Below are 25946 nucleotides of genomic sequence, written 5' to 3'. Positions count from 1 at the left end.
GCTACGCCGCGGTTGCGAGCGCGGCCACCAGTGCGCGGGCGAAGCCCGCGGGGTCGTCGAGCATCATCACGTGGCCGGTTCCGGGCACCACGTGTACCGGGATCCCGGCGGCGCGCAGCCGGGGATCGTCGGCGAGCCAGCCGCTGAGGCCGCCCTCGATGACCGCGCGGGGCATCGGCAGGTCGAGCAGCACGTCGTCGAGCACGGGCATGCTCGCGCCCAGCCCGAGCTCCGAGCGGTGCATCGCGAGCGGGTCGGCCAGGCGCATGGTCGCCGCCCACTGCGGACCGGCGTCGTCGAGCCGGACGGCGAACCCGGTGCGGACATACTCCTGCTCGGTGAACGACTCGGGGATCGGCCGCGGGGTGGGGTGCAGAGACGGCTCGACGAGCACCAGGCGGCCGACGAGGTCCGGGCGGCGGTCGGCGAGCGCGACACCGATGCCCCCGCCCATGCTGTGGGCGACCACGTCCGCGCCGGTGACGCCCAGCGCGTCGAGCGCCCGCGCGACGGCGTCGGCGTGGTCGGTCACCGTGTACCCGAACGAGGCGGGGCGGTCGCTGAGCCCGAAGCCCAGGAGGTCGAGCATGAGCACGTGGCGTCCGGCGACGCCGGGTTCCGTGGCCGGGCGGGCGAAGTACGCCACCGAGCACGAGCCGAGGCCGTGCAGGTAGACGAGCGCCGGGCCGTCGCCCTGCAGCTCGACGTAGCCCATGCGTGCGCCGTCCGGGCCGACCTCGACGTGCTTCATCACCGCTCCTGTCCTCGGCGACCGACCAGGGCGACCCGTCGCACCGAGGGCAGACGGTAGAGGCGGGGTCTGACACCCGATCTCGCCCGCGGCTGGGTGACGCCGCAGGTCAGCTCGTCGACCGGCGCCCGGGCCCGAGCGGCTCGACGACCTGCTTGCGCGTGTGGTCGAACACGATGGACGTGCGGATGTCGGCGATCTCGGGCCGCTTGGCGAGGGCGAGGACGAACTCGCGCAGCCGGTCGGTGTCGGGCACGGCCACGTGCACGAGGAAGTCGGACGCGCCGGAGACCATGAACACCGACAGCGTCTCGGGCAGGTCCGCGATCCATCGTTCGAAGGTCCCTGCGGAGCCGAACGCCTGCGGCTTGATCTTGAGCGCGACCATGGCCTGCGCGCTGCGACCGATCGCGGTGAGGTCGACGTCGACGTGCGCGCCGCGGATGACGCCGGCCTCCCGCAGGGCGCGCACGCGGGCCAGGCACGACGAGGGCGCCAGGCCGACGGCGGCCGCCAGCTCGCGGTTGGTCTGCCGCACGTCGTGCTGCAGACGGTCGAGGATCGCCAGGTCGAGTTCGTCCATGGGGACGATCATCGCAGCCAAGGCCGTACGTCGTTCGGTACGTGGTGGCCCGGCCCGCCGCACGTTCTACCGTGGTCCGCGATCCCCGAACGGAAGGAACCGCGCCCGTGCCTTCAGACACCTCCGAGGCCAGGCTCGTGCTCGCCCTCGTCGACGACCTGCCGACCGGTCTGACCGTCAACGCGGGAGCCCTGCTGGGCATCAGCCTCGGCCGGCTGTTCCCCGACGTCGTCGGCCACGACGTCACGGACGCCTCCGGCGTCGTGCACCCCGGCATCAGCACCCGCACGGTCCCCGTGCTCAAGGCCTCGGCCGAGCGGCTCGCCCACCTGACCGGCAAGGCGCGCGCCACCCCGGGCGTCACCGCCGTCGACGTCACCGACACCGCCCAGCGGGCCCGCACCTACGACGACTACGCCCGGCAGCTCGCCGACGGCCCGACCGAGACGCACCGCGTGCTCGGCCTCGCGCTGCACGGCCCGGGCTCCGCGATCCGCTCGCTGACGGGCGACCTGCCGCTCTACCGCTGAGCCGCTCCCACTACGGCTGCGCCGGGCGAAGCGCCCGGATCAACGGGGTCGCCGCGCACGCGGTCGCCACCGCAGGCTCGGACGGGTCGAACCAGACGACCATCGGGTCACCCACTCGCGGCGCGAAGAACGATCCCTGGAACTCCGTGATGCACCAGCTGAGGTCAGGCCGCCCCACGGCCGTGAGCGTGACCAGGAGCGCCTCGGTGGAGGAGATGAACGGGTGCCTCACGACGGCGGACACCTGGACGTCCGTCTGCTCCCGGCGGACGAGCAGCACGCGCGTGCGTGCCCACCGGCGACGTCGGAGATCACCCGACCGCCACGCTCCCCACAGGGCAGCGGCGAGGAGCAGGAGCGTGAGCAGCACGGCGGACGCCCCCGCCGACACCCCGACGAGCACCGGAACCGCGACCACCAGGGAGGTCGCGTACATCGGCCACGATCCGCGGCGCCAGTTGACGGCCGCCAGCACGGCGGCGAGGGCGATCGCGATCACCGGCGCCGGCGCCCCCCACCAGGCGAACCGCTCCTGCATCCACGGCATGGCGAACGCGGCGGACCAGAGCAACCCGAAGGGCACCCCCAGGACCACCCCCAGGACCGCGCGACCCACCCTCGGCTCGTCCTGACGCACCGTGCTCTCCGGGAACACCCGGCTCTCCTCGACCGTCGCGACCTGCGTGAACGTCACGAACCGACTGTCGGCCTTGCTCTTGATCTCCTGCGGCACCCGGTCACCCTAGGGACAGCGCGGCACCGCGGGCCATCGGCGACCGGACTGCCGTCATCACGGCGGCTCTGTCCACAGGCCCCTCCGCGGCGGTCCGGCGCTGCGCGATACGGTCTGCCCGATTTCCGCACCCGGCACCTCCGCGCGGGCCCCGCACGTCAGAGGAGACAGGCTTGTCCGAGGCAGAACGGCTGCACCGAAGGGCCGCGACGACGTTCGCGGAAGGCCTTGCTGCAGCAGCCCAGGCCGCGCAGGTCCAGGCGCAGGTCGCCACCCTGAGCGGTCACGGGACGGACGAGCGCCGTACGGCACGGGTCCGGGTCGACCACCGCGGCCTCCTGGTCGCCGTCCAGCTGAGCCCGGACGCGACGGCCGACGGCACCGACGCGCTGCGCTCCGCCGTCCTGTCCGCGTACGCAGAGGCGATCGCCGACGTCCGTGCCCAGGCGCAGCCCCTGCAGGCCACGCTGACGGCACCGGCCGTCGACCTCTCGGAGACCTCGCTCCTCGACGACTTCGACGCGCTGCTGCGTGGGACCGGCGGTGCGCGATGAACCAGCTCGTGGTCGACACCGGAGCCGTCCGTGCGCACGCCCGGACGGTCGACGGCATCGCGGGAAGCCTGCAGGAGGCCGTCGACGCCTCCGCCACCGTCGCCATCCCGGACGACTCGTTCGGGCTGCTGTGCTCGTTCCTCGTCCCCGGCGCCCTCCTCGTCCAGTCGCTCGGCGCGGAGCTGGTGCAGGCCGGGTCGACGGCGATGGACGGCATCGTCCTGGCGCTCGACGCCTCGGCCACGACCTACGACGCGATCGACAGCGCCGTCCACACCGGGCTGCGCATGATCGAGAAGGTCCTCCCGTGAGCCTGGTCGCGGCGGCCGAGGACCGCCCCGGCCTTGCCGAGTGCTACAAGAGCCTGAAGATCATCGGACCGATCTCGACCTCGGTCGCCTCGGCCGCGGACGGCCAGTGGGCCGATCTGGCCGGCATCGGCGGCGCGTTCGGCGGGGCGATGGACATCGCCGAGCTCGTCGTCGACCCGATCGCCTCGATGGCGGCCAGCGTCGCCGGGTTCCTGCTCGACTACATGCCCCCGCTGCCCGACATGCTGGATGCGATCGCGGGCAACCCCCGCGCCGTCGAGGCGAAGTCGCAGACGTGGGGGAACGTCGCCGGTCGGGTCCGCGAGGTGACCGCCGACTACGAGGCGGCGGTCCGCTCGGCCCTCACAGGCTGGGACGGCCCGGCGGCAACCGCGTACGACACGTTCGCCTCGGTGTACCGCTCGGGGCTCGACCTGCTCGCCGGCATCACCGACGGGATCGGGGCTGCGATGCTCGGTGCGAGCATCGTCGTCGGGGTGGTGCGCAGCATCGTCCGCGACACCATCGCCGACCTGGTCGGGAAGCTGATCTCGTGGGCGTCGCAGGTCGCCGCCACCGTCGGGGTCGGTGCGACCTGGGTCGTGCCCCAGGCGGTCACCGCCATCGCCCTGCGGGTGGAGCGGGTACGGGAGTGGCTCACCAAGCTCACCTCCGCCATCCAGGGGCTGATGAAGATCATCGACGACGTCAACGGTGGTCTGAGCACGGCGATCCCGGCTCTGCGGCGCGTGCGCGACACCCTCGGGGCGATGCCCGCCGTTCCCCAGAGCGTCCTCGACGGCGCCGGGAGCCTGGCTGCCAGCGCCCCGAAGCTCGACATCGCGCTGCTGACCGCCTCCTCGCTGTCCAACACGACGCTGCGCACGAACGACGCGCTCTCGACCGCGAACGGTGGCTGATGACCTCCCCGCCCGAGGCCCCGCGGGGCCCGCTCCACGACGCCTCGGAGGCGTTCGCCCTGCTCGACGCCTGGGACCGGCAGGGGCGTGACCAGGTCGCGCGCGCGAACGCCATCCAGTCCCGGCTCCAGGCATTGCGTGTGAGCGTGTGGTCACCCGGGCACGAGGTCGCGGTGACCGTCGACCACACCGGCCTCGTCGTGGACCTCGAGTTCACCGATCGAGCCCTTGACCGTGGCCCGGCCGCGCTCGGCGAGACGATCACGCGGACGGCGCGCTCGGCGCTCGAGCAGCTGGCGGTGCAGGCCGAGGAGCAGGTCGTCGACGCCGTGGGCGAGGGTGACGCGCTGGGTCGTTCGGCGATCGCGCACTACCGCAGCTCCTTGCTCGGGGCGGCCGAAGACCAGGGGCGCTGACCGCGGGCGGTTCAGTCGCTCGCGCGCCAGCGGCCGACGAGGGCGGCACGTCGGCGCGACACCCGTGACCAGATCGTCTGCTGGGCGGCGAGCATCAACCAGCCGGCGACCGCCATGCCGGTGAGGTTCACGGCCAGCTGCAGCAGGCTGCCCCACACCTCGGTCGAGTCGCCGAGCGCGAGGGACAACGCCACGTTGCCCGCGGCGGGGACCGTCGTGACCGAGATGAACACGCCGGCGAGGCCCCCGACGCGCGCGGACGTCAGCGACAGCACTCCGGCGGCACCGGCGATGACCGCGACGACGAACGACCACTTGTCTGGCGAGTAGATGAACGACGTCCCCGGCCGGCTCGCCGTGACGTGCTCGAGGCTGATCCAGCCCAGCCAGTTCGCGAGCAGCGCCAGGACGGTGGTCGAGGCCATCGCGACCAGGAAGCCGACGGTCAGGGTCCGCCCGGCGTGCCACAGCAGCCGCGGGCGACGCCGCACGAGCGCGACCCCGAGCGCGGCGACGGCACCAAACTCCGGCCCGAGCACCATCGCCCCGATGACGAGCACCTGGGAGTCCAGGACGATCGCGATCGCCGCGATGATCGTCGCCAGGGACAGGAACGTGAGGAACGTCCAGTTCAGCTCGCTGTCCTCGTAGGCGCGCTGCGTGACCTCGGGCCACACCACCGAGTCGGCGCTCGACCCGGGCGCGAGCTGCTCGGCCTCGTAGCCGGCCTGCGAGACCCACGTCGAGACGGGTTCGAGGTGCATGCTCCCCTCGCGGTGCACGTCGAGCGCGAGCAGCTGGTCCACCACGTCGTTGCACGCCTCCCGCGCGACGTCGGCGAGGATCACGTCGCCCTCGGGCCGGACCGATGCACCACGCAGGACGGCCAGGCTGCTCACGGCGGGGTCGTCGGACAGCACGGCGACGACCCGATCGCTCAGGTGCGAGGGAACGGTCAGGCTCAGTCGTTGCACGGCGCGATTCTGCCGCCCGTGCGCTCAGCCCGTCACCAGCAGGCCGAGCAGCGTCAGGTTGAGCGCCACGACGAGCACGACGACGAGCACGAGCAGCGCGTGCGTCCACGGCCCGTTGCGGTGCGCACCCATGAGCGTGCGGTCGCGGGTCAGCCGCACCAGCGGGACGACGGCGAACGGGATGCCGAAGCTGAGCACGACCTGGCTGACGACGAGCGTCCACGTCGGGTCGGCACCGGCCCACAGCAGGGCGATCGCGGGGATCAGCGTGACGGCACGACGGGCGAGCAGCGGGACGCTGCGGTGCAGCAGACCCTCCATGATCGTGGCACCCGCGTAGGCGCCGACCGACGTCGAGGCGAGGCCGGACGCGAGCAGGCCGACGGCGAACACGATCGCGACGCCCGGCCCGAGAGCCACCTGGATCGCGGCGTGCGCCCCCTCGATCGAGTCGGTCCCCGGCACGCCGCGCAGGCCGGACGCGGCGAGCAGCAGCAGGCCGATGTTGACCAGGCCGGCGACCAGCAGCGCACCGCCGACGTCCCAGCGGGTCGCCCGCAGCAGCGTGCGGTGCGCGAGACCGGCGCGGTCGGTGGCGTGGTGGTCGCCGAGCGCGTGCTCGGGGGCCCGGCCGAACCGGTCGCGCACCAGGGCGGAGTGCACGTAGATCGCGTGCGGCATCACGGTCGCCCCGAGCATGCTCGCGGCGAGCAGCACCGAGTCGGGGCCGTCGAACCGCGGCACCAGGCCGGACAGCACCCCGCGGGCGTCCGGCGGGCTGACCACGAGCCCCGCGAGGAACCCGATGGTGATGACGACCAGCAGGCTCACGACGACGGCCTCGAACCGGCGCTGGCCGTACCGGTTCTGCGTCGCCAGGAGGACCATCGAGACCGCGCCGACGATGAGCCCGCCGAGCGGGAGCGGAACCCCGAACAGCAGGTGCAGGGCGATCGCCCCGCCGACGACCTCGGCCAGGTCGGTCGCGGCGGCCACGACCTCGGCCTGCACCCAGTACGCCAGGCGAGGGCCCCGACGCAGCCGGGCACCGAGCACACCGGGCAGCGACTCCCCGGTGACGATGCCGAGCTTGGCGGACTGGTACTGCACGAGCACCGCGACCGCGTTGGCGGCGACCAGCACCCACAGCAGCAGGTAGCCGTACCGGGCACCGGCGGTGAGGTTGGCGGCCACGTTGCCGGGGTCGACGTAGGCGATCGCGGCGACGAACGCCGGCCCGAGCAGCGTCGGCGTGAGGTGCCGGGGTCGCCGCGCGGTCGGGGTGGGCGACGTCGGACGCACCACGGGCCGGGCCTCGGTCATCGCTCCCCCTCCGCCCGTTTCCGACTATCCGCAGTCCTGATTTCGGATAACCGAACTTTACGCGGCGGGGCAGGGAGCGACCACCCGCCGGCACCCGCGAGCCGCGTCAGGCTGCGGCGTCCACCGCCCGCTCCCAGCCCTCGGCGGCCTGACGGAACCCGACGCGCGTCAGGTACTCGCGCTGCTCGGGCACCGCACCCTTGACCACCAGGCGACGGAACCCGTGCGCCGCGAACACCCCGCTGCGCCGGTACACGAACTCGCCCGGCGTGAAGTCGCGGAAGCGCGGCGTCACGTAGTCGAGCTCGACCAGCCCGGTCCCGTCGCCCGTGCCACGGACCACGACGACACCGACCGTCTCGTCACCACGGACCACCAGGAACGCCGCCCGTCCGCCGTCGCCGCCCGCGGGCACGGCCGCGAACCGGTCGGTGAAGCCCGGGGCGAACCCGGCGATGTCGTCGGCGTGCACCGCGATCACGTGCCGCAGGTAGGCGTCGTCCGGGGTCACCTCGACGACCTCGTACGCCTTGTCGTCGTGCCGCTCACGCTGCAGGCGGGCCAGCCAGTACACGTCGATGACCGCGATCACACCGTTCATCACGGCGAACGGCCAGATGCCGACGATCGCGTTGTACGCCGTCGCGATCACCGCACCGACGAGATTCAGGACGCGGAACCTCAGCACGCGGGCCTGCATCAGAGAGACGATGACGAGGAGGGAGCCGATCCAGCCGACGATCTCGAGCCACATGCCGACGAGCCTAACGACGCACAGGGGGTGCGCCCGCCAGGCCGAATCCGCTCGACCGCGCCCCCCGACCTGGAGCAGCATGCCGCCCGTGCCCCACCCGCCGCTCGCCGCCGACCCGTCCCCGCGCACCGAGCGGTCCACGCGCCGACCCCCCGACGGCGTGACCCTGCGCACGATGCCCGTGCCCGCCGATCTCGGCGCGCCCGACGCCTGGCTGCTGCACGGGCAGGTCGACACCGTGAACGCCGTGCACCTCGACGCGTGGGGAACCCTCGACCGCAGCCGCACCGTCAACGAGACGCTCGCCATGCTGCGTCAGCAGTCCTACGCCGACAAGATCCGCATCGTCGCGGTCGACGACCGGCTGCCCGGGCCGGCGGAGGACCCGGCACGCGTCGTCGGGCACGCCACCCTCAACCTGCCCCGGCAGGGCAGCACCGACCTCGGTCGGCTCGGCCTCGGCGTGCGCCCCTCGCACCGACGGCGCGGCATCGGCTCGGCCCTGCACGACACCGTGCTCGACGTCCTGCGCACCCACGGCCGCTCGCGTGTGGCGACCACCTCCCACCAGCGGTCCGAGCCGACCGGCTCGGAGCCCGCCGTCGCGGCCGGCACCGGCAGCGGGCGGGTGCACGCCGACGACCCGTCCGTCCGGTTCGCGCAGCACCGCGGCTGGTCGCTCGAGCAGGTCGCCCGGCTCTCCGTGGTCCGCTGGGGCGCCCGCTGCCCGGACCGGTGGGTCGAGCAGCTCGCCGCGCTGCGCTCCCGGATGGCCACCGACGCCCCGACCGGCGGCGTCACCCTGCAGGCCGACGTGTGGGACGCCGCGCGCGTACGGGCCGACGAGCACGTGCAGGCCGCGCGCGGCGTCGAGCAGCTGGTCACCGCCGTCGAGCACGTGCCGACCGGCACGCTCGTGGCGTTCACGATCCTGACGGCACCGACGCACACGCCGCAGTACGCACACCAGTCCGAGACCCTCGTGCTGCGCGAGCACCGCGGGCACCGGCTCGGGCTGCTGGTCAAGACGGTCAACCTGCAGCGGCTGGCCGAGGTCCACCCGGCCGTCCGGCGGGTCGGCACGTGGAACGCCGAGGAGAACGCGCCGATGCTGGCGATCAACACGACGCTCGGGTTCAGGCCCGCAGGAGGGGGAGCGACATGGCAGGTGCACGTGTGACGACAGGGAGCCGGCTCGGGGTGAGGATCCGCGAGGTGCCCGTGCCGGCCGATCTCGACGCGCCCGACGCGTGGCTGCTGCGCGGCCAGGTCGACACCGTCAACGAGGTCGAGATCGCCCTGCGCGGCAACCGCGACATGTGTCGCAACCCGCACGAGACGCTCGGCTCGATGCGCGAGCAGCGGTACACGACCAAGATCCGGCTCGTCGCCGTCGACGAGGACCGGCCCGGCGACGCCGCCGACCCGGCACGCGTGCTCGGCCACGCCGCGCTGCACCTGCCACGGCAGGACAACACGCACACCGGCGAGGTCGACCTGGGGGTGCGTCCGGCCGCACGCCGGCGCGGCATCGGCAGCGCACTGCACGACGCGGCGCTCGAGGTGGCGCGGGTGCACGGGCGCACGATGCTCACCACCACGACCCAGCAGACCAGCGAGCCGACGGACGGCCCGCTCGCGCTCGCGCCGTCCACCGGCAGCGGCCGGCTGCACCGAGACGACCCGGGCGTGCGGTTCGCGCTGACCCGCGGGTGGTCGCTCGAGCAGGTCTCGCGGTACTCGGTGCTCGACGTGCCGCTCCCGGCCGACGTGCTGGCCGCGCACCGGGCCGCCGCGCAGGCCGTCGCCGGGCCCGACGTGCGGGTGGTGCTCTGGGAGTCCCGCTGCCCGGACGAGTGGGTGGACCAGTTCGCGCTGCTCCAGACCCGGATGAGCACCGACGTGCCGCACGGCGGGATCGCCCGGCACGCGGACGTCTGGGACGCCGCACGGGTGCGCACGATCGAGCAGCAGTTCCTCGACCAGGGGCTCGGGTACCTCGTCGCCGCCGCCGAGCACGTGCCCACGCGCACGCTCGTGGCCTTCACCGCGCTGGCGGCCACGCCGGTCACCGACGAGTTCGTCTTCCAGAACGACACCCTCGTGATGCGCGAGCACCGGGGGCGGAGGCTGGGGATGCTCGTGAAGACCGCGAACCTGCAGCGCCTCGCCGCCGAACGACCCGCGGTGCAGCGGGTCGGCACGTGGAACGCCGAGGAGAACGCGCACATGCTCGCCATCAACGTCGCGCTCGGGTTCCGGCCCGCGGGCGGCACCGGGGAGTGGCAGCGGGACCTGTGACCCCGCCGGGGCGTCGGCCCGCCGTCAGCCCTTCGCCGAGACGCTCGGCACGCGGCCGTGCGACGCCGTCTGCCACCAGCCGCCCCACCGACGCTCCACCTGGTCGAACATCGCGTCGTCGAGGCCGTAGGTCGAGAGCACCGCGTCGAGGTGCCCGTGCGGCGGGTGGTGGGCGGCCGGGGTGAGCATCACGACGAGCATCGACTCGGTGAACCCGTGCAGCGCCACCCCGAACTGCAGCTCGGACTTGTAGAGCAACGTCCCGCCCAGCTCGGTGCCGTCCGGCCGGCGCGCGTGCACGTGCCCACCCAGGGGCACGCCGCGCACCCCGTGCAGCCCGGCACGGTCGAGCAGCGGGTCGTGCCGTGAGCCGGCGTCCAGGCCGAAGACCGACAGCGTGCGCCGGTCCTGACCGGGGTGGGTGGCGAGCGCGAAGCGCAGCTGGTGCGTCCAGGCGATCCACCGCTCGTCGATCTCGTCACGCACCCCGTCGAACGGGGTCAGGCCGTCGTGGCTGCGGCGGGAGAACAGCAGCTTGGTGTGCTCCGGCGTGTGCACCGACCCGCTGACCTCGAGCACGTCGTGGTGCGGCCAGGTGAGGGTGTGCGTCGTCGTGTCGCCGTGCACGTGCCGTGCCTCGACGGGCTGCTCGTGGAAGACGTGCTTGATCTCCTCGTCGAGCCCCGGCCAGTCCCACGCGTACCAGCGGCGGACGAGGTGGGGGTCGCGCAGGTGCTCCCAGACGGTCCCGAGCGGGGCCGGGACGTCGATCGACACCACGAGACGTCGTTCCAGGGTCATCCGGCTCACCTCACGTCAGCGTGTGTCACCGTGCCACTCGACCGTAGCCCGCGGCGCACGACCGTGCAGGTGGACGCGCTCAGTGCGGCCGGTCGTCCGCGGGGACGAAGGCCAGCGCCGTCGGGTCGACCGCCAACGGGACGACCGACCCCACCTCGGGGACCGCGCCGAGGGGTGCGACCGCCGTGACCGCGCCGAGCTCGTCGACCTCGACCCGGATCTCCGCCCGACCGCGGCGCGAGGCCACCCGGAGCACGGTGCCCTTGAGCAACGGCACGGACGCGGACGACGGCACCCCGGCCGGGTCGGTGAGCACGAGAGCACCCGGTGCGAGCGCGAGCAGCCGGTCGGACGCCACGCCGGGCCCGTCGGTGTCCGGCCCTGCCGTGCCCGCGCCCTGCAGCACCGTGCGGGCCACCGGGGAGTCGCCCGGGACGCACACCTCGTAGCCGAGGAACTGCGCGACCTGCCGGCTCGCCGGTCGCCGCCACAGCGTGGCGGGCGTGTCGACCTGGCGCAGGTGCCCGGCGTCCATCACGGCCACCCGGTCGGCCACCGCGAACGCCTCGTCCTGGTCGTGCGTGACGAACAGGGCGGTCGTCCCGGTGGCGAGCAGGGCGGCACGCAGGTCGTCGGCCAGGCGTTCGCGCAGCGCGCGGTCGAGCGCCGACAGCGGCTCGTCGAGCAGCAGCAGCCGCGGGTGCGGTGCGAGCGCCCGGGCGAGCGCGACCCGCTGCCGCTCCCCGCCGGACAGGGTCGCGACCGGTCGGTCGCCGTAGCCGGTCAGGCCGACCACGTCGAGCAGCCCCGCGACCCGGGCGTCGCGCGCCGACCGGTCCGAGCGTGCGGCCCGGGAGCCCACCGACCGACCGGCCCGCAGACCGAAGGCCACGTTGCCGGCCACGTCGCGGTGCTCGAAGAGCTGCCCGTCCTGGAACATCAGCCCGAACCCGCGGCGGTGCACCGGCACGTCGGCCACGCTGACGCCGTCCCAGGTCACGCGCCCGCCGGCCAGCGGTTCGAGGCCCGCGACCGCACGCAGCAGCGAGGACTTGCCGCAGCCGGACGGTCCGAGCAGCGCGACGACCTCGCCCGCGGCGACGCCCAGCGACACGCCGTCGACGGCAGTCGTGCCCGTGGTCGCCCGCCGGTTGCCGGCCGCCGCGTAGCGCACGACCACCTCGTGCAGGCCCAGGCCCTCGTCGGTCGTCACCACTCGCTCCCCGTCGTCCGCAGGCGTTCGCACAGCGCGACGATCCCGGCGGTCAGCACCGCCAGGACCACGGACGCGGCGAGCGCCATCCCGTAGTTGTCAGCCCCCGGACGCCCGATGAGCCGGAAGATCACGACCGGCAGCGTCGGGTTCGCCGGCCGGGCCAGGAAGGACGTCGCCCCGAACTCCCCGAGCGAGGCCGCGAACGCGAAGCCGACCGCCAGACCGACCGAGCGCGCGGCGATCGGCAGGTCCACCGCGGCCAGCACCCTGCCGGGCGACGCCCCGAGGGTCGCGGCCGCCTCGCGCAGGCGCGGGTCGATCGCCCGCAGCACGGGCAGCACCGTGCGCACCACGAGGGGCACGGCGACGACGGCCTGCGCGATCGGCACGAGCAGCGGGCTGGTGCGCAGGTCGACCGGCAGCCCGAACGGCTCGTGCATCGACAGGAGGAAGCCGAACCCGACCGTCACCGCGGACACGCCGAGCGGCAGCATGAAGAGGGCGTCCAGCCCGGCGACGGCACGCCGGGCCGGACGCGACCGGGGGCGCCGCGACACGACGAGGGCGACGAGCCCCCCGACGACGAGGGCGATCGTCGTCGCGTCGACCGCGGTGCGCAGCGAGGTCACGGCCGCCTGCCAGACCGAGACCTGCAGGGTGTCGCCCGGTGTGCCGAGCGCCAGGTAGTGGTCGATCCCCCAGCCGTGGTCGGTCTGCAGCGACCGCACCACGAGGTTGACCAGCGGCAGCGCGAGCAGCACGACGACGACCGCGGTGACGGCCGCGGCACCGACGTCCAGCCCGTGCCCGTCGCCGCGCGGCACCCCGGCCGGGCGGCGCAGCCGCAGCGGTGCGACCGCCGTGCCCGGTGCGGCAAGCGTCAGCGCCCGCTCGCGTCGGGAGCGTGCGCGCCCGGCCACCCCGAGCGCTCCGGCCACGACCACGAGCTGCACGACCGACAGCACGGCGGCCGCGCGCAGGTCGAGGAACTGGGTCGTCTGCACCCAGATCTCCGTCTCGATCGTGCCGAACTGCAGGCCGCCGAGCACCAGGACCGTGCCGAACGCCGTCGCGCAGAACAGGAAGGCCAACGACGCGGCGGAGGCGATCGCCGGGGTCAGAGCGGGCAGCGTGACCTGCACGAACGCCCGCCACGGCGAGGCGCCCAACGCCCGGGCTGCTTGCTCGGCGCGCGGGTCGAGCCGCTCCCAGAGCCCGCCGACGCCGCGCACCACGACCGCGTAGTTGAAGAAGACGAGGGCCGCGACGATCGCGGCGAACGTGCCGTCCAGGTGCAGGAACCCCAACGGTCCGCCGCTGACCAGCAGCGAACGGAACGCGACACCGACGACCACGGTCGGCAGCACGAACGGCACGGTGACGAATGCGCGCACGGCCGACCGACCGCGGAACCGTCGCCGGTACAGCACGTACGCGCCCGGCACCCCGAGCAGCACGCTGAGGGTCGTCGCCAGCCCTGCCTGCGCGAGCGTGAGCCCGATGATCCGCCAGGTGCGGGGTCGGGAGAACACGTCGGCGAACCCGCCCAGGTCGAGCGTGCCGTCGACGACGAACCCGCGGCCGATCATCACGAGCACCGGGTAGGCGAAGAACACGCCGAGGAACAGCAGCGGCACGGTGACCGCGAGGGTCCAGAACAGCACGCGGCCGACCGGCCGCCGCCCCTCGGCAGGGGCGACGACGGTCGGCCGCGTGAGCGTGGTCATCCCGCTGGGACCGGTCAGCCGATGACCGTGTCGGACCAGGTGGTCAGCCAGGCCTCACGGTTCTCCGCGACGGCGGCCGGGTCGACCTCGAACGGGGCGTCGGCCAGCGGCGCCCACTGCGTCCACTCCTCGGGGAGCACCACGGAGGAGCTCACCGGGTACATGTACATCGACCCGGGGATGTCGGCCTGGACGTCGTCGGAGAGCAGGAAGTCGAGCAGCTGCGCGGCACCCTCGGGGTTCTTCGCCCCGGCGAGCACACCCGCGTACTCGACCTGCCGGAAGCACGTGTCGAGCAGGGCCCCCGTGGTCGGGGCGTCGCCGCCCTCGGGCACGGTGTACGGCGGCGAGGACGCGTACGAGAGCACGAGCGGGCGCGGCCCGTCGCCGCCACCGGCGGTGAAGTCCACGAAGTACGCGTCCGACCAGCCGTCGGCGACCTTGAGCCCGTTGTCCTTCAGCTGCTGCCAGTACGCCGGCCAGGCGTCCTCGCCGAACGCCCCGACGGTCGCCAGCAGGAAGGCCAGACCAGGCGAGGACGTCACCGGGTCCGGCACGACCAGCAGGTCCTTGTACTCGGGCTTCGTCAGGTCCTCGAGGGTCGTCGGCTCGGCCAGGCCCTGAGCGGCGAACCACTCGTGGTCGACGTTGACGCACACGTCGCCGAAGTCGATCGCCGTCAGCGCACCGTCGTCGCCGGGCACCGCGTACGCGGCCGCGTCCTGCGCCGCCGGGGCGCTGACCTCGGCGGGGACGACGACTCCCTCGTCGATGACGCGTGAGGCGAACGTGTTGTCGATGCCGTAGACGAGGTCGCCCAGCGGGGCGTCCTTGGTCAGCACGAGCTGGTTGGCCAGCACGCCCGCGTCGCCCGGCTGCACGACCTCGACGGTCAGCCCGGACTCCTGCTCGAACTGCTCGAGCAGGCCGTCCGACAGCGTGAACGAGTCGTGCGTGACGAGCGTGACGGTGCCGGTGGCGGCCGACCCGGACGCGTCGGGTGCGGCCTCGTCGGCCGATCCGATCGCCGAGCAGCCGGTCAGGGTCAGGGCCGTGACGGCCACGGCAGCGGCGGCAGCGTGCACGCGCCGGCGGGTACGGCGACCGTCGCCGGTCGTACGGACGAGTGTCCTCGTCATGGGTGATGCTCCTCCTCGGTCAGCAGGAGGGGGTCACGCACCCGTCGCAGGCACGCACGGCTCACCCGCACGCGGACCGCGACGGGGTGATGACTGAGATTCCCGACTCCCTACGCCGGTGCAAACCGGATCAGGTTCGAGGGTCTGCGGTGGTCCGCACTCTCAGCGCCCCGGCCTGCCGGCACCGTGCCGGTCGACCCTGACGCTCCCCTGTCGTTCGCCGACGATCCTAGCGCGCCGCGGGTGGACGGCTTCTGCCCGGCCCGTGGTCGTCGGAGTCCGCGATGTCCGATTCGTCGTATTTTCAGGGCATGCTCCCCCTCTCCCGCCGCAGGACCGTCGCTGTCGCCGTCCTGTCCGCGGTCCTCCCGCTCGCCGCCTGCTCGCAGGCGTCCACCGCTGCCCCCACGGCCGACGCCGCCACCGTGTCCCCCTCCCCCGACCGGACCTCACCGGAGGCGGCCGAGGCGGCAGGCGGCCTCGAGGCCGGTGAGATCCCGCCGATCCCGCTCATCGTGATCCCCGACCTGTCCATGCTCGACAGCTCGCTCGCAGGGTTCGCGATCGACCTCGACCGCACGATCGGCGACGTCCCCGGTGTCACCGTCGTCCCGACGCACTGCGACGCGTCCGGCACCCCGGAGGTCGGCGTCGGCGCCCTGCTCAGCTACGGCGACGGCTCGGGCACGTTCACCGCGGCGGACGGGTCGGTCGTCAACTACGGCGACGGGTCGGGCACCTACACGATCAACGGCACCACGGTCACCGTGTACGGCGACGGCTCCGGCACCTACGAGGCCGACGGCACGAGCGTGGTCAGCTACGGCGACGGCTCCGGCAGCTACGACGACGGCACCACCTCGGTGATCCTGTACGGCGACGGCTCGGGCACCTGGACGCGCGGGTCCCGGACGATCACGAACTACGGCGACGGGTCCGGCTCGTACGAGGACGGCACGGTCTCCATCACGAACTACGGCGACGGGTCCGGCTCGTACGAGGACGGCACGATCTCCATCACCAACTACGGCGACGGCGGCGGCACGATCGACGGCGAACCGGTCGACCTCAGCCCCATCACGCCCGTGACGGTCCTCGGCAGCTTCCCGTCCATGGGCACCATCGCCCCCGTCGAGTCCTGCGGGGCGACGCTCACGCTCGACGCCGGCGTGCTCTTCGACTTCGGCTCGGCCGAGCTGCGCGACGACGCGCAGAGCACGCTCGACTCCCTGGCGGACGCCCTGGCCGGCGCCGGCGTACCGGAGGGTTCCGTCGAGGGCCACACCGACTCGGTCTCGTCGGCCGACTTCAACCAGCAGCTCTCCGAGGACCGCGCGCAGGCCGTCGCGGATGCGCTGGTGGCGCGCGGGGTGACCACGAGCTTCGACGTCGTCGGCTGGGGCGAGGACAGGCCCGTCGCCCCGAACGAGCTCGCCGGGCAGGACAACCCGGCCGGCCGGGAGCTGAACCGCCGGGTCGAGATCGTGCTCCCCGACGGCAGCTGACGCCGCAGGCTCGCTACGGTGGACCGACGTCCGCGCTCACCAGGAGGTACCCCGTGGCCGACAAGCCCACCCGGCCCAGCCAGTCCGTCCTCACGCTCCTGATCGACACCGCTGCCACCATCGCGGCGGCGTGGGCCGTGCAGGAGGCCGTCGACCAGGCGTGGAAGGCGGCGCGCGGTCACAAGCCGCCGCGCGCCGACGACCCGAACGACGGCGGGCTGAAGGAGGCGCTGGCTGCGGCGGCCATTACCGGTGCCCTCGTCGCCGCGTCCCGGGTGCTCGCGACGCGCGGTGCGGTGCGCGTGGCCGGCCGGGTCGAACGGAAGCGCACCCGGCACCTGCGCTGAGCGGCTCACCGGCCGGGCGTCGGGTGCCGCCGACCCGTCCGCAGGCCGGAACGGCGGGCCCGACCCGCGACGCCCTGCCGCGTGCGTCAGTCCCGCTCGCCGGGCGTCGGCTCGTCGGGTTCGGCGCCGAACCCTTCGGGGTCGAGCACGACGCCTGCCCCCGCAGCGGCTTCCGCGGCGGCCCGGGCGCGGGCCATGTCGCGCGTGAGCTCGTCGACGACGAGGAGCTCGCCGCGCACCTTGCCGGTGCGGTAGCCCGCGCGGCCGACCATGTGCGCGGCGACCGGGGCGGTGAGCATCTGGAAGACGGCGACGAGCACGAGCGCCCACACCGCCCCGCCGGACCGCAGGCGCAGCGCGAGGCCGACGAGGACGAGCACGAGGCCGAGCACCTGGGGCTTGGTCGCGGCGTGCATGCGGGCGAGCAGGTCGGGGAACCGCAGGACGCCGACCCCGGCGGCGAGCGCGAAGAACGCGCCACCGAGCAGGCAGACCGCGGAGGCGACGTCGGCGACGGTCGTCCAGTCGTCGGTGGTCATCGTCCGCTCCCCTGCTGCTCGTCGGACTGCGGCCCGTCGGGCTGCTGCTGGTCGGGCTGCTCCTCGCCGGACTCCGGCCCGTCGGGGTGCTGCTCGTCCGGCCGCTGGCGACCGAGGGCCCAGGCCCGACGCCGTTCCTCGTTCTCGGCCTCGACGCGTCGACGTTCGGCCTCCTCGGCGGCGATCTCCTCGCGCGTGCGCACCCGGCCCTCCCCCTCGGGCTCCACGGAGGCGAACCGGGCGACGGTCACCGAGCCGACGAACCCGACGAGCGAGAGCACGACGAGCACGGGGACGACGTCGGCCCGGCGGTGCACGGCGGCGTAGAGCGCGACGCCGGCGATCATCATCGTGACGACGATGTCGAGCGCGATGGTCCGGTCGAGCATCGAGGGGCCCTTCTCGGCCCGGGCGATCGACAGCACGGTGCCGACGGTCAGCATCACGGCGCACACGAGCGCGACGACGGTCACGAGCCGGCCTCCGTTCCTCGTGGAGTCCCCGGTCGCGGGCCCGGGACGCCGGGCAGCAGGCCCGCGTCGGCCAGCTCGGCGGCCGAGGCGAACGCGCGCAGCACGCGCTCCTCCTGGTCCAGCACGTGGCGTCGCGCGTGCTCCACCCCGCCGGACTGCCGGACGTCGAGCACGTGCAGGTAGAGCATCCCGGTGAGTCGGTGCGCCTCGACGACGATCGAGCCGGGCACGAGCGAGCACAGCTCCGCGGTCATCGTCAGGTAGAGGTCGGAGTGGCTGCGCAGCTGCACGCCGATCACCGCCCCTCGGGGGGTGTACCCGGGGCGCAGGGCGATGAACGCGACCTCGAACGACGCCCTCACCAGGTCGATCCCGAACCGGGTGAACAGGTGCAGCACGGCGAACGGCCGGACGCGACCGTGGAACTCGATGGCCGCCATCCGCAGCCCGAGGGTGACGAGCACCGCGATCACGAGCCCGGCGAGCACGTTGCCGACGGACAGGTCCCCCCACAGCAGCACCCACACGGCGGTGAGCCAGACGATCGTGCCCCACTGGGTGCGCAGCCGGGCGCGGCGGGTGTGCAGCGTCATCCGTGCCCCCCCTCGTCGGTCTCGGCGACGTCGGCGGACTCCCCGGGCCCACGTTCGCCGTCGGGCAGGACCGCGTTCACGTACGGGTCGCGCTCCGCGAGAGCCTGCGCCGCGCGCGAGGTGTACGCGTACAGCGGGCCGGCGGCCAGGGTCAGCGCGAGGCCGAGGCTGACGAGCGCCGCGGTCGGCACGACCATGCCGACGGGCAGCCGGGCGGGCAGCGGGTCCTCGGGCGGGGTCTGCCAGAACGCCTTGTTCCACGCCTTGACCAGCGCGTACAGGGTGAGCAGCGAGGTGAGGACCGACCCGGCGACGAGCACGTACGCCAGCGCGGTGCCCGAGGCGACGCCCGCCTCGAGCAGCCCGACCTTGCCGAGGAACCCGGACAGCGGCGGGATGCCGGCCAGGTTCATCGCGGGCACGAAGAAGAGCACGGCCAGCAGCGGCGCGAACCGGGCCAGGCCGCCGAGGCGCTCGAGGGACGTCGACCCGCCCGCCCGTTCGACGAGCCCCACGACGAGGAACAGCGCGGTCTGCACGGTGATGTGGTGCGCGACGTAGTAGATCGCCGCGGTCATGCCGGCCTCGCTGGACAGGGCGATGCCGAACACCATGAAGCCGATGTGGCTGACCAGCGTGAACGACAGCAGACGTTTGATGTCGTCCTGCGCGACCGCGCCGAGGATGCCGATGAGCATGGTCGCCAGCGCCGCCCACATGAGCACGTCGTCCAGGCGTCCGCCGGGGAACAGCAGGGTCTGCGTGCGGATGATCGCGTAGACGCCGACCTTGGTGAGCAGGCCGGCGAACACGGCCGTGACGGGCGCCGGCGCGGTCGGGTAGGAGTCCGGCAGCCAGGCCGACAGCGGGAAGATCGCCGCCTTGATCGCGAACGCGAGCAGGAGCATGACCTGCAGCACGAGCTGCGTCCCGGGGTCGATCTCGGGCAGCCGGATCGCCAGCTGGGCCAGGTTCACCGTGCCGGTCGCGGCGTAGATCATCGCGATGGCGACGAGGAACAGCACGGAGGACAGCAGCGCGACGACCACGTAGATCGTGCCCGCGCGGATGCGCTCGCCCGTGCCGCCGAGCGTGAGCAGCACGTAGGAGGCGGCGAGCAGGATCTCGAACCCGACGTACAGGTTGAACAGGTCGCCGGACAGGAACGCGTTGGCCACCCCGGCGGTCAGCACCAGGTACGTCGGGTGGTAGATCGAGACGGGCGCCGACTCCTCGTCGTCCTCCTGGCTCTGCGCGAGCGAGTACAGGAGCACGCAGAGCGTGACCGCGCCGGAGATGGTGAGCATGAGGGCCGAGAGCCGGTCGGCCACCAGGTCGATGCCGACGGGCGCCGCCCAGCCGCCGATCTCGACGACGAGCGGCCCGTCGTCGGCGAGCACGAGCAGCGTGGCCGAGGCGAGCAGCGCGAGGCTCAGCACCGACACGCTCACGACGCGCTGCACGCGCGGGCGGCCGTACAGCGCGAGCGTGAGCCCGGCGCCGAGCAGGGGCAGCATGACGGGCAGCGGCACGACCCAGGTCATGTCGGTCATCGCTGCTCCACCTCCGTCCCGTGCCCGTCGTCCGTCTCGTCGCGCGCCAGCGCCGCCTCCTCGTCGAGCGACTCCACGACGCCCTCGGTGTCGGTGTCGACGAACGCGCGTTCGTCGAGCGCGGCCAGGCGCACGATGCGCCGGTCCTCGACGTCGTCCTGCACCTCGTCGTGGCCGTGAAGCTGCCAGGACCGGTAGGCCATGGCCAGCAGGAACGCGGTCATGCCGAGCGTGATGACGATCGCGGTGAGCACCATGGCCTGCGGCAGCGGGTCGCTCATCTCGCCCTCGGGCTCGACCCCCACGAGCGGTGGCCGGCCGGCTGCTCCTCCGGCGACGAGGAACAGCAGGTTCGCGCCGTTGCCGATGAGGATCACGCCGATGAGCACGCGCGACAGGCTGCGTTCGAGCAGCAGGTACACCCCGACCGTGAACAGCGCGGCGATCGTCACGACGAGGACGAGGTTCGGGCTCATGTCGATCATCGGGTCGCACCGCCGTCCGGTCGGCCGTCCGCGGAGACCCGGGCGGTCACGTCGGTCCGGTCGGCCGCGTGCTCGAGGTCGTCCTCACCGGCCTCGGCCCGCCGGTCGAGCTCGGCACCGAGGCTGCGCAGGATGTCGAGCACCAGCCCGACGACCACGAGATACACGCCGACGTCGAAGAACAGGCTGGTCACCAGGTGCACCGTGCCGATCAGCGGCACGTGCAGGTCGATCAGCCAGGACTGAAGCACGGACCCGCCCAGCACGAGCGCGAACAGGCCCACACCGACGGACAGGAACAGACCGAGCCCGAGCAGCACGCCGGGCTGCACGGGAGCGGCCTCACCGAGCTCGTACCGCCCGCCGGCCAGGTACCGGACGATCAGCGCGATGCCGGTGACCAGGCCCGCGGCGAACCCGCCGCCGGGGGCGTTGTGCCCGGAGAACAGCAGGTACACCGAGTAGACGATCATCGTGTGGAACAGCAGCCGGACGACGACCTCGAAGACCACGGACCGTCGTTGCGGGGCGAGCGTGCGGCCGGCGAGCAGCCACTCGCGCGCCTGCGCCCCGGAGGTCGCGGCCCCGGAGTCCATCGCGGCCTGCCGGGCCTCGGCGACGTCGCCCGGGCCCTGGTGGTGGCGCAGCGCGGCCATCGGGTCGTTCCCGGCGCCGGCCCACACGGCCCGGTCCTGCGGGGCGTCCTGCGCGCGGAAGATCGCGCCGCTGCGTCGGGACAGGAACACGAGCGAGGCGACCCCGGTGGCCGCCACGAGCAGCACCGAGATCTCGCCCATCGTGTCCCAGGCGCGGATGTCGACGAGCGTGACGTTGACGATGTTCGTGCCGCCGCCCCACTGCACGGCCTCCTGCGCGAAGTCCTCCGAGACGGGCGGGTGCACCCGGGCGCCGGGCACGACGAGCGCGATCCCGGCGACGGTCAGCCCGACCCCGAGCCCGACCGCCAGGCGCAGCCAGCGCGACCCGGCGAGCGGCCGGTCGGAGAAGTACGGGGGCAGCCGGCGCAGCACGAGGACGAACACGACGAGCGTGACCGTCTCGACGAGCACCTGGGTGAGCGCGAGGTCGGGTGCGCCGTGCAGCAGGAAGAGCCCGGCCACCGCGTAGCCGCCGATGCCGAGCAGGATCACGGCCTTGAGCCGTCGACGCGCGCGGGCGGCCAGGACGGCCGAGACGATCGCGACCCCGCCGAACACGACCTGCGCGGGCTGGTCCCACCACCGGGTCGGACCGATGCCGTCCCCGCCGACGATCAGGGCCGTGCCCACGCCGACGACGAAGACCACGAGGATCCCGCCCAGGTAGAGCGGCAGCGAGCCTCGCTGCGTGACGGCCGTGACGTCCGCGGCGACGTCGTCGAGGCGGCGCATGAACCGCCGGTACACGCGGTCGGCCTCGGGCCCGCGGTACCGCCCGGCCTGCAGGCGTTCGACCCGGTCCCGGACCAGGAAGAGCAGCAGACCGGCCGCCAGGATCAGCACGGTGAGCCCGAGCGTCGGCGTCAGGCCGGCCCAGAGCGCCAGGTGACCCGGCTCGCCCGTGGGCGACTGGTCGGCGTACGGCTGCAGGAGGTTCTCGCCGAGCCCGGGCAGCAGCGCCACCGCCAGCCCGAGCAGCGCCAGGACCATCGCCGGCCAGACCAGCAGCATCGAGGGGTGCGTGATCGGCGCGGGCTCCGCGGTGCCGTCGGGCAGGGGTGCGGACGCCGAGGGCACCGTGCCGTCCGCCATCGGTTGCACCGACTCGTGCGAGACGACGCGCTTGGTGGCGAACGCGCCCCACCACAGCCGCAACCCGTACGCGACGGTCAGCACCGAGCCGACCGCCACCGCGACCAGCAGGAACGTGCCGAGCCCGTCACCGAGGTGCGCGAGCGACTCGAGCGCCGCTTCCTTCGCGACGAAACCCGCGAACGGCGGCAGGCCGATCATCGAGGCCGTCGCCAGGGCACCGGCGGTCGCGGTCCACGGCAGCTCGCGTCCGACGCCGGAGAGCCGCCGCAGGTCACGGGTGCCGGTCGCCGCGTCGACCACGCCGACGACGAGGAACAGCGACGCCTTGAACATGGCGTGCGCGCCGAGCATCGCCAGACCGGCGAGCGCGGTCGCCTGCGTGCCCAGGCCGACCATGAGCACGATGAGCCCGAGCTGGCTGACCGTGCCGAACGCGAGCACGAGCTTGAGGTCGTGCTGGCGCAGGGCGCGGTACCCGCCGAGCAGCAGCGTGCCGACGCCGAGCGTCACCACGATCGCCCGCCACGCCGGGTCCTGCCCGTACGCGGGCGCGAACCGTGCGACCAGGTACACGCCGGCCTTCACCATCGCGGCGGCGTGCAGGTAGGCGCTGACCGGGGTCGGGGCGGCCATCGCCGCGGGCAGCCAGAAGTGGAACGGGATGAGCGCCGACTTGGTGGCCGCACCGGCCAGCAGGCAGACGATCGCGACGGTGACGAGCGTGGTGCCCTGCGGCGGGTCGGCGAGCAGCTCCGAGAGCCGGTAGGTGCCCGCAGCGTGCCCGAGCAGCACGAGCCCGACGAGCATGGTCAGGCCGCCCGCGGTGGTCACGACGATGGCCTGCATGGCCGCACGCCGGCTGGCCTTGCGGTCGAAGTAGTGGCCGATGAGCAGGTACGACGTCACCGTCGTCAGCTCCCAGAACACGAACATGAGCAGCACGTCGTCGGCGGAGACGAGCCCGAGCATCGCCCCGGCGAACGCGACGAACACCCCGCCGAACCGGCCCAGGCCCGAGGCGTGCGCGGAGAAGTACGCCGAGCAGTACAGGAGCACGAGCGCTCCGACGCCGCCGACCACGAGCACCATCAGCCAGGACAGCGTGTCCAGCCGGAAGCTCAGCTCGAGGCCCAGCTGCGGGATCCACTCGACGACCTCGGTCGGGCCGTTCCCGTGCTGCACCCGGGACGTCCACGTCAGCGCCCAGACCGCGGCGGACGCGGGTGCCAGCGCCAGGACCCAGAACGCCCGGCGCCCCATTAGCCGGACCAGCACGGGCGCGACGAGAGCGGCGAGCAGGTGAACGGCCAACAGGATCAGCACATCCGGCTCCGTCCTCGTCGGGGGGCGGGGGGTCGGTGAGGCAACCCTATCAATGAGATTCCCACGGCCTTCCCACGGCTGCGCCAACTCTCCCTCAGGCGCACGTCACGCGCCCGGTGCGACACCCGCGCCGGTTAGCGTGTGCGCGTGGATCTGCTGCGGGGTGTGTGCCTGGCGCTGGTGGTCGTCGCGACCGTCGGCGGTGTCGCCGTGTTCGTCCGCGGGGTGATGCGCATCGTCGCGACCGTGCGGATCGGCCGACCCGCGCCGGGCCGGTTCGCGCCGGTCGGGCCGCGGCTGGGCATGCTGCTGCGCGAGCTGATCGGGCACGGCCGGTTCCAGCACAAGCCCGCCGTGCGGGTCGCGCACTGGGCCGTGATGGTCTCGTTCCCGCTGCTGTTCCTCACCCTGGTCAGCGGGTACGGGCAGGTCGCCGACCCGTCCTACGGGCTGCCCGTGATCGGCCACCTGCCGCCCCTGGAGTGGGCGATCGAGGCCATCGCGTGGCTGTCCCTGTTCGGCATCATCGGGCTCATCCGGCTGCGGCTGCGGATCCGGCCGCGCGCCGACCGACCCGAGGCGGAGCAGCGCCGCTCCCGGTTCTTCGGCTCGAACCAGGCGCAGGCGTACTTCGTCGAGGCCACCGTGCTGCTGGTCGTCGCCGCCGCCCTGACCCTGCGGGGTCTGGAGTACGCGCTCGCCTCGCAGGACCCGGCGACCGAGCACCTGGCCAGCGCGTGGCACTTCCCGCTGACCGCCTGGTACGGCGGCCTCTGGTCCGGCGCGTCGACGTCCGTGCTGGAGACGGCGATCGTGGTGACCGCGACCGTGAAGATCCTCGTGTCGATGTCCTGGTTCGTCGTCGTCGGCCTGCAGCCCACGATGGGCGTCGCCTGGCACCGGTTCCTCGCCGTCGTCAACGTGTACGCGCGCCGCACCTCCGACGGCCGTCCCGCGCTCGGGCCGCTCATGCCGTTGGCCGGGCCGGACGGCTCGCCGATCGACCTGAACGCGCTCGAGGACCTGCCCGACGACGTGCGCCTGGGCGCCGGCGCGGTCGAGGACCTCACCTGGAAGGCCCTGCTCGACGTCTCCACCTGCACCGAGTGCGGCCGCTGCCAGGACCAGTGCCCCGCGTGGGCGACCGGCAAGCCGCTGAGCCCCAAGCTGTTCACGCTCGCCCTGCGCGACCACGCCGCCGCGACCGCCCCCTACCTGCAGGCCACCCGCGCCGGCAGCGGCGAGACCGAGCCGGACCCGCACGCGGGCATCGACCTGGTCGCCTCGGGCGTCATCGACCCCGACGTGCTGTGGGCCTGCACCACGTGCGGCGCGTGCGTGCAGCAGTGCCCCGTCGACATCGAGCACGTCGACACGATCCTCGACATCCGCCGCTACCAGGTGCTCATGGAGTCGGCGTTCCCCAACGAGCTCGGCGGCGCGTTCACCAAGCTCGAGCGCCAGGGCAACCCGTGGGGCCTGCCCGCGCGCGCCCGCCTCGACTGGGCCAAGGGCCTGGACTTCGAGGTGCCCGTGGTCGGCGCCGACGTCGAGTCCGCCGCGGACGTCGACTACCTGTTCTGGGTCGGCTGCGCCGGCGCCTACGAGGACCGTGCCAAGAAGACGACCCGCGCCGTGGCCGAGCTGCTGCACATCGCCGGGGTGTCGTTCGCGGTGCTCGGCGACGGCGAGACCTGCACCGGCGACCCCGCCCGCCGCGCCGGCAACGAGCTGCTCTACCAGATGCTCGCCGCGCAGAACGTGGAGACCCTGAACGAGGTCGGCGCGCAGCGCATCGTCGTCACCTGCGCGCACTGCTTCAACACGATCAGCCGCGAGTACCCGCAGGTCGGCGGCCGGTTCGAGGTCGTCCACCACACCGAGCTGCTCGACACGCTCGTGGCCGACGGCCGCCTGGTCCCCACGGCCGCACCCGAGGCCTCCACCACCACCGTGACCTACCACGACCCCTGCTACCTGGGCCGGCACAACCAGATCTACTCCCCGCCGCGCGAGCTGCTCGGAGCCCTGCCCGGCGTCGAGCTCGCCGAGATGCCCCGCAACAAGGAGATGTCCTTCTGCTGCGGCGCGGGCGGTGCACGCATGTGGATGGAGGAGTCCATCGGCACCCGCATCAGCACCACGCGCGCCGCCGAGGCCGTCGCCACCGGCGCCGACGTCATCGCGACCGCCTGCCCCTACTGCACGGTCATGCTCTCCGACGGCGTCGCCGCGGGCGCCGCTGCCGCAGCCTCACCGGCCGACCCGCGAGCGCAGGTCGGCGTCCCCGAGGTCGCCGACATCGCCGTCCTGCTCCTCGACCGGGTCCGACGGAGCTGAC

26 protein-coding genes and 1 riboswitch are annotated in these 25946 nt (G+C 73.6%); of the genes, 10 read left to right on the top strand and 16 right to left on the bottom strand.

All coding sequences use genetic code 11. The features are described 5' to 3' along the window. Position 1: 1 nt before the first annotated feature. Both BKA22_RS08580 and BKA22_RS08575 read right to left on the bottom strand, forming a co-directional pair. Positions 2-751 (bottom strand): alpha/beta fold hydrolase, encoded by a 750-nt coding sequence (locus BKA22_RS08580; protein ID WP_146953293.1) that lies wholly within the window; start codon positions 749-751, stop codon positions 2-4. A gap of 109 nt (positions 752-860) precedes the next feature. Further along, the gene (locus tag BKA22_RS08575) at positions 861-1334 is read right to left on the bottom strand and encodes an Lrp/AsnC family transcriptional regulator (RefSeq protein ID WP_146953294.1); all 474 of its coding nucleotides are present in this window, start codon (positions 1332-1334) and stop codon (positions 861-863) included. Positions 1335-1441: 107 nt separating this feature from the next. On the opposite strand from BKA22_RS08575, the gene BKA22_RS08570 reads away from it, so the two are divergent. Further along, entirely contained in the window at positions 1442-1864 is a 423-nt protein-coding gene (locus BKA22_RS08570) for a DUF2000 domain-containing protein (protein ID WP_179561704.1), read from the top strand. A gap of 10 nt (positions 1865-1874) precedes the next feature. Here the strand turns inward: BKA22_RS08570 and BKA22_RS08565 are convergent, their stop codons facing one another. Then, positions 1875-2597, bottom strand: a complete 723-nt coding sequence (locus BKA22_RS08565) for a hypothetical protein (protein ID WP_146953296.1) — start codon at positions 2595-2597, stop codon at positions 1875-1877. A gap of 173 nt (positions 2598-2770) precedes the next feature. On the opposite strand from BKA22_RS08565, the gene BKA22_RS08560 reads away from it, so the two are divergent. Genes BKA22_RS08560 through BKA22_RS08545 form a run of 4 tightly spaced genes read left to right on the top strand, consistent with a single transcriptional unit; the run spans position 2771 to position 4798 of the window. Beyond that, the gene (locus tag BKA22_RS08560; protein ID WP_179561703.1) at positions 2771-3151 is read left to right on the top strand and encodes a YbaB/EbfC family nucleoid-associated protein; all 381 of its coding nucleotides are present in this window, start codon (positions 2771-2773) and stop codon (positions 3149-3151) included. Beyond that, positions 3148-3462 carry a type VII secretion target gene (locus BKA22_RS08555; RefSeq protein WP_146953298.1) on the top strand — a complete coding sequence of 105 codons (315 nt, stop codon included), beginning with the start codon at positions 3148-3150 and terminating at the stop codon, positions 3460-3462. The genes BKA22_RS08560 and BKA22_RS08555 overlap by 4 nt, the downstream gene beginning before the upstream one ends. After that, entirely contained in the window at positions 3459-4382 is a 924-nt protein-coding gene (locus BKA22_RS08550; RefSeq protein ID WP_146953299.1) for a WXG100 family type VII secretion target, read from the top strand. The genes BKA22_RS08555 and BKA22_RS08550 overlap by 4 nt, the downstream gene beginning before the upstream one ends. After that, entirely contained in the window at positions 4382-4798 is a 417-nt protein-coding gene (locus BKA22_RS08545; protein WP_146953300.1) for a YbaB/EbfC family nucleoid-associated protein, read from the top strand. The genes BKA22_RS08550 and BKA22_RS08545 overlap by 1 nt, the downstream gene beginning before the upstream one ends. Positions 4799-4809: 11 nt before the next feature. Here BKA22_RS08545 and BKA22_RS08540 read toward each other — a convergent pair whose 3' ends face one another. The 3 genes from BKA22_RS08540 to BKA22_RS08530 all read right to left on the bottom strand — a co-directional run bounded on the left by BKA22_RS08540 (position 4810) and on the right by BKA22_RS08530 (position 7849). Beyond that, a complete protein-coding gene (locus BKA22_RS08540) occupies positions 4810-5772 on the bottom strand; it encodes a DUF389 domain-containing protein (RefSeq protein WP_146953301.1) in 963 nt (320 codons plus the stop codon). Positions 5773-5796: 24 nt separating this feature from the next. Next, positions 5797-7095, bottom strand: a complete 1299-nt coding sequence (locus tag BKA22_RS08535; protein WP_146953302.1) for an Nramp family divalent metal transporter — start codon at positions 7093-7095, stop codon at positions 5797-5799. Between the two features lie 106 nt (positions 7096-7201). Further along, positions 7202-7849 (bottom strand): YgjV family protein, encoded by a 648-nt coding sequence (locus BKA22_RS08530; RefSeq protein ID WP_146953303.1) that lies wholly within the window; start codon positions 7847-7849, stop codon positions 7202-7204. A gap of 88 nt (positions 7850-7937) precedes the next feature. Between BKA22_RS08530 and BKA22_RS08525 the strand changes: the two genes are divergently transcribed. Together BKA22_RS08525 and BKA22_RS08520 are read left to right on the top strand one after the other, a co-directional pair. Next, positions 7938-9029, top strand: a complete 1092-nt coding sequence (locus BKA22_RS08525) for a GNAT family N-acetyltransferase (RefSeq protein ID WP_223203611.1) — start codon at positions 7938-7940, stop codon at positions 9027-9029. After that, the gene (locus BKA22_RS08520) at positions 9011-10150 is read left to right on the top strand and encodes a GNAT family N-acetyltransferase (protein WP_146953305.1); all 1140 of its coding nucleotides are present in this window, start codon (positions 9011-9013) and stop codon (positions 10148-10150) included. The genes BKA22_RS08525 and BKA22_RS08520 overlap by 19 nt, the downstream gene beginning before the upstream one ends. Before the next feature lie 24 nt (positions 10151-10174). Here BKA22_RS08520 and BKA22_RS08515 read toward each other — a convergent pair whose 3' ends face one another. The 4 genes from BKA22_RS08515 to BKA22_RS08500 form a co-directional block, all read right to left on the bottom strand. Continuing rightward, positions 10175-10951, bottom strand: coding sequence for a hypothetical protein (locus BKA22_RS08515; RefSeq protein ID WP_146953306.1), 777 nt, complete (start codon positions 10949-10951; stop codon positions 10175-10177). 79 nt (positions 10952-11030) lie between these two features. Beyond that, complete coding sequence (locus tag BKA22_RS08510; RefSeq protein ID WP_146953307.1) at positions 11031-12164, bottom strand: ABC transporter ATP-binding protein; 1134 nt, start codon at positions 12162-12164, stop codon at positions 11031-11033. Continuing rightward, positions 12161-13894 (bottom strand): ABC transporter permease, encoded by a 1734-nt coding sequence (locus BKA22_RS08505; RefSeq protein WP_146953308.1) that lies wholly within the window; start codon positions 13892-13894, stop codon positions 12161-12163. The genes BKA22_RS08510 and BKA22_RS08505 overlap by 4 nt, the downstream gene beginning before the upstream one ends. Before the next feature lie 14 nt (positions 13895-13908). Next, positions 13909-15033 (bottom strand): thiamine ABC transporter substrate-binding protein, encoded by a 1125-nt coding sequence (locus BKA22_RS08500; protein ID WP_146953309.1) that lies wholly within the window; start codon positions 15031-15033, stop codon positions 13909-13911. Positions 15034-15123: 90 nt separating this feature from the next. Further along, positions 15124-15255, bottom strand: a riboswitch (TPP riboswitch). Positions 15256-15344: 89 nt separating this feature from the next. Between BKA22_RS08500 and BKA22_RS08495 the strand changes: the two genes are divergently transcribed. Further along, a complete protein-coding gene (locus BKA22_RS08495; protein ID WP_146953310.1) occupies positions 15345-16538 on the top strand; it encodes an OmpA family protein in 1194 nt (397 codons plus the stop codon). A 53-nt stretch (positions 16539-16591) separates the two neighbouring features. Next, entirely contained in the window at positions 16592-16885 is a 294-nt protein-coding gene (locus BKA22_RS08490) for a DUF4235 domain-containing protein (protein ID WP_223203612.1), read from the top strand. 86 nt (positions 16886-16971) lie between these two features. Here the strand turns inward: BKA22_RS08490 and mnhG are convergent, their stop codons facing one another. The 6 genes from mnhG to BKA22_RS08460 are packed head-to-tail and all read right to left on the bottom strand — an operon-like array spanning position 16972 to position 23605. Next, on the bottom strand, positions 16972-17424 hold the full coding sequence (gene mnhG / locus BKA22_RS08485; RefSeq protein WP_146953311.1) for a monovalent cation/H(+) antiporter subunit G: 453 nt from the start codon (positions 17422-17424) through the stop codon (positions 16972-16974). Further along, a complete protein-coding gene (locus BKA22_RS08480; RefSeq protein ID WP_146953312.1) occupies positions 17421-17897 on the bottom strand; it encodes an MrpF/PhaF family protein in 477 nt (158 codons plus the stop codon). The genes mnhG and BKA22_RS08480 overlap by 4 nt, the downstream gene beginning before the upstream one ends. After that, positions 17894-18490: a Na+/H+ antiporter subunit E gene (locus tag BKA22_RS08475; RefSeq protein ID WP_146953313.1), complete on the bottom strand. Its 597-nt coding sequence runs from the start codon at positions 18488-18490 to the stop codon at positions 17894-17896. Before BKA22_RS08475 ends, BKA22_RS08480 begins: the two co-directional genes overlap by 4 nt. Further along, on the bottom strand, positions 18487-20043 hold the full coding sequence (locus BKA22_RS08470; protein WP_146953314.1) for a Na+/H+ antiporter subunit D: 1557 nt from the start codon (positions 20041-20043) through the stop codon (positions 18487-18489). The genes BKA22_RS08475 and BKA22_RS08470 overlap by 4 nt, the downstream gene beginning before the upstream one ends. Continuing rightward, positions 20040-20528, bottom strand: coding sequence for a Na(+)/H(+) antiporter subunit C (locus BKA22_RS08465; protein WP_146953315.1), 489 nt, complete (start codon positions 20526-20528; stop codon positions 20040-20042). Before BKA22_RS08465 ends, BKA22_RS08470 begins: the two co-directional genes overlap by 4 nt. Beyond that, a complete protein-coding gene (locus BKA22_RS08460) occupies positions 20525-23605 on the bottom strand; it encodes a Na+/H+ antiporter subunit A (RefSeq protein ID WP_146953316.1) in 3081 nt (1026 codons plus the stop codon). The genes BKA22_RS08465 and BKA22_RS08460 overlap by 4 nt, the downstream gene beginning before the upstream one ends. A 147-nt stretch (positions 23606-23752) precedes the next feature. Here BKA22_RS08460 and BKA22_RS08455 point away from each other — a divergent pair, with 147 nt between their 5' ends. Further along, on the top strand, positions 23753-25945 hold the full coding sequence (locus BKA22_RS08455) for a (Fe-S)-binding protein (RefSeq protein ID WP_146953317.1): 2193 nt from the start codon (positions 23753-23755) through the stop codon (positions 25943-25945). The last annotated feature ends 1 nt before the right edge of the window (position 25946 follow it).

It is taken from the genome of Cellulomonas soli (assembly GCF_013409305.1).
GTDB lineage: Bacteria > Actinomycetota > Actinomycetes > Actinomycetales > Cellulomonadaceae > Cellulomonas > Cellulomonas soli.
This window is presented reverse-complemented; position numbering and strand designations above follow the sequence as displayed.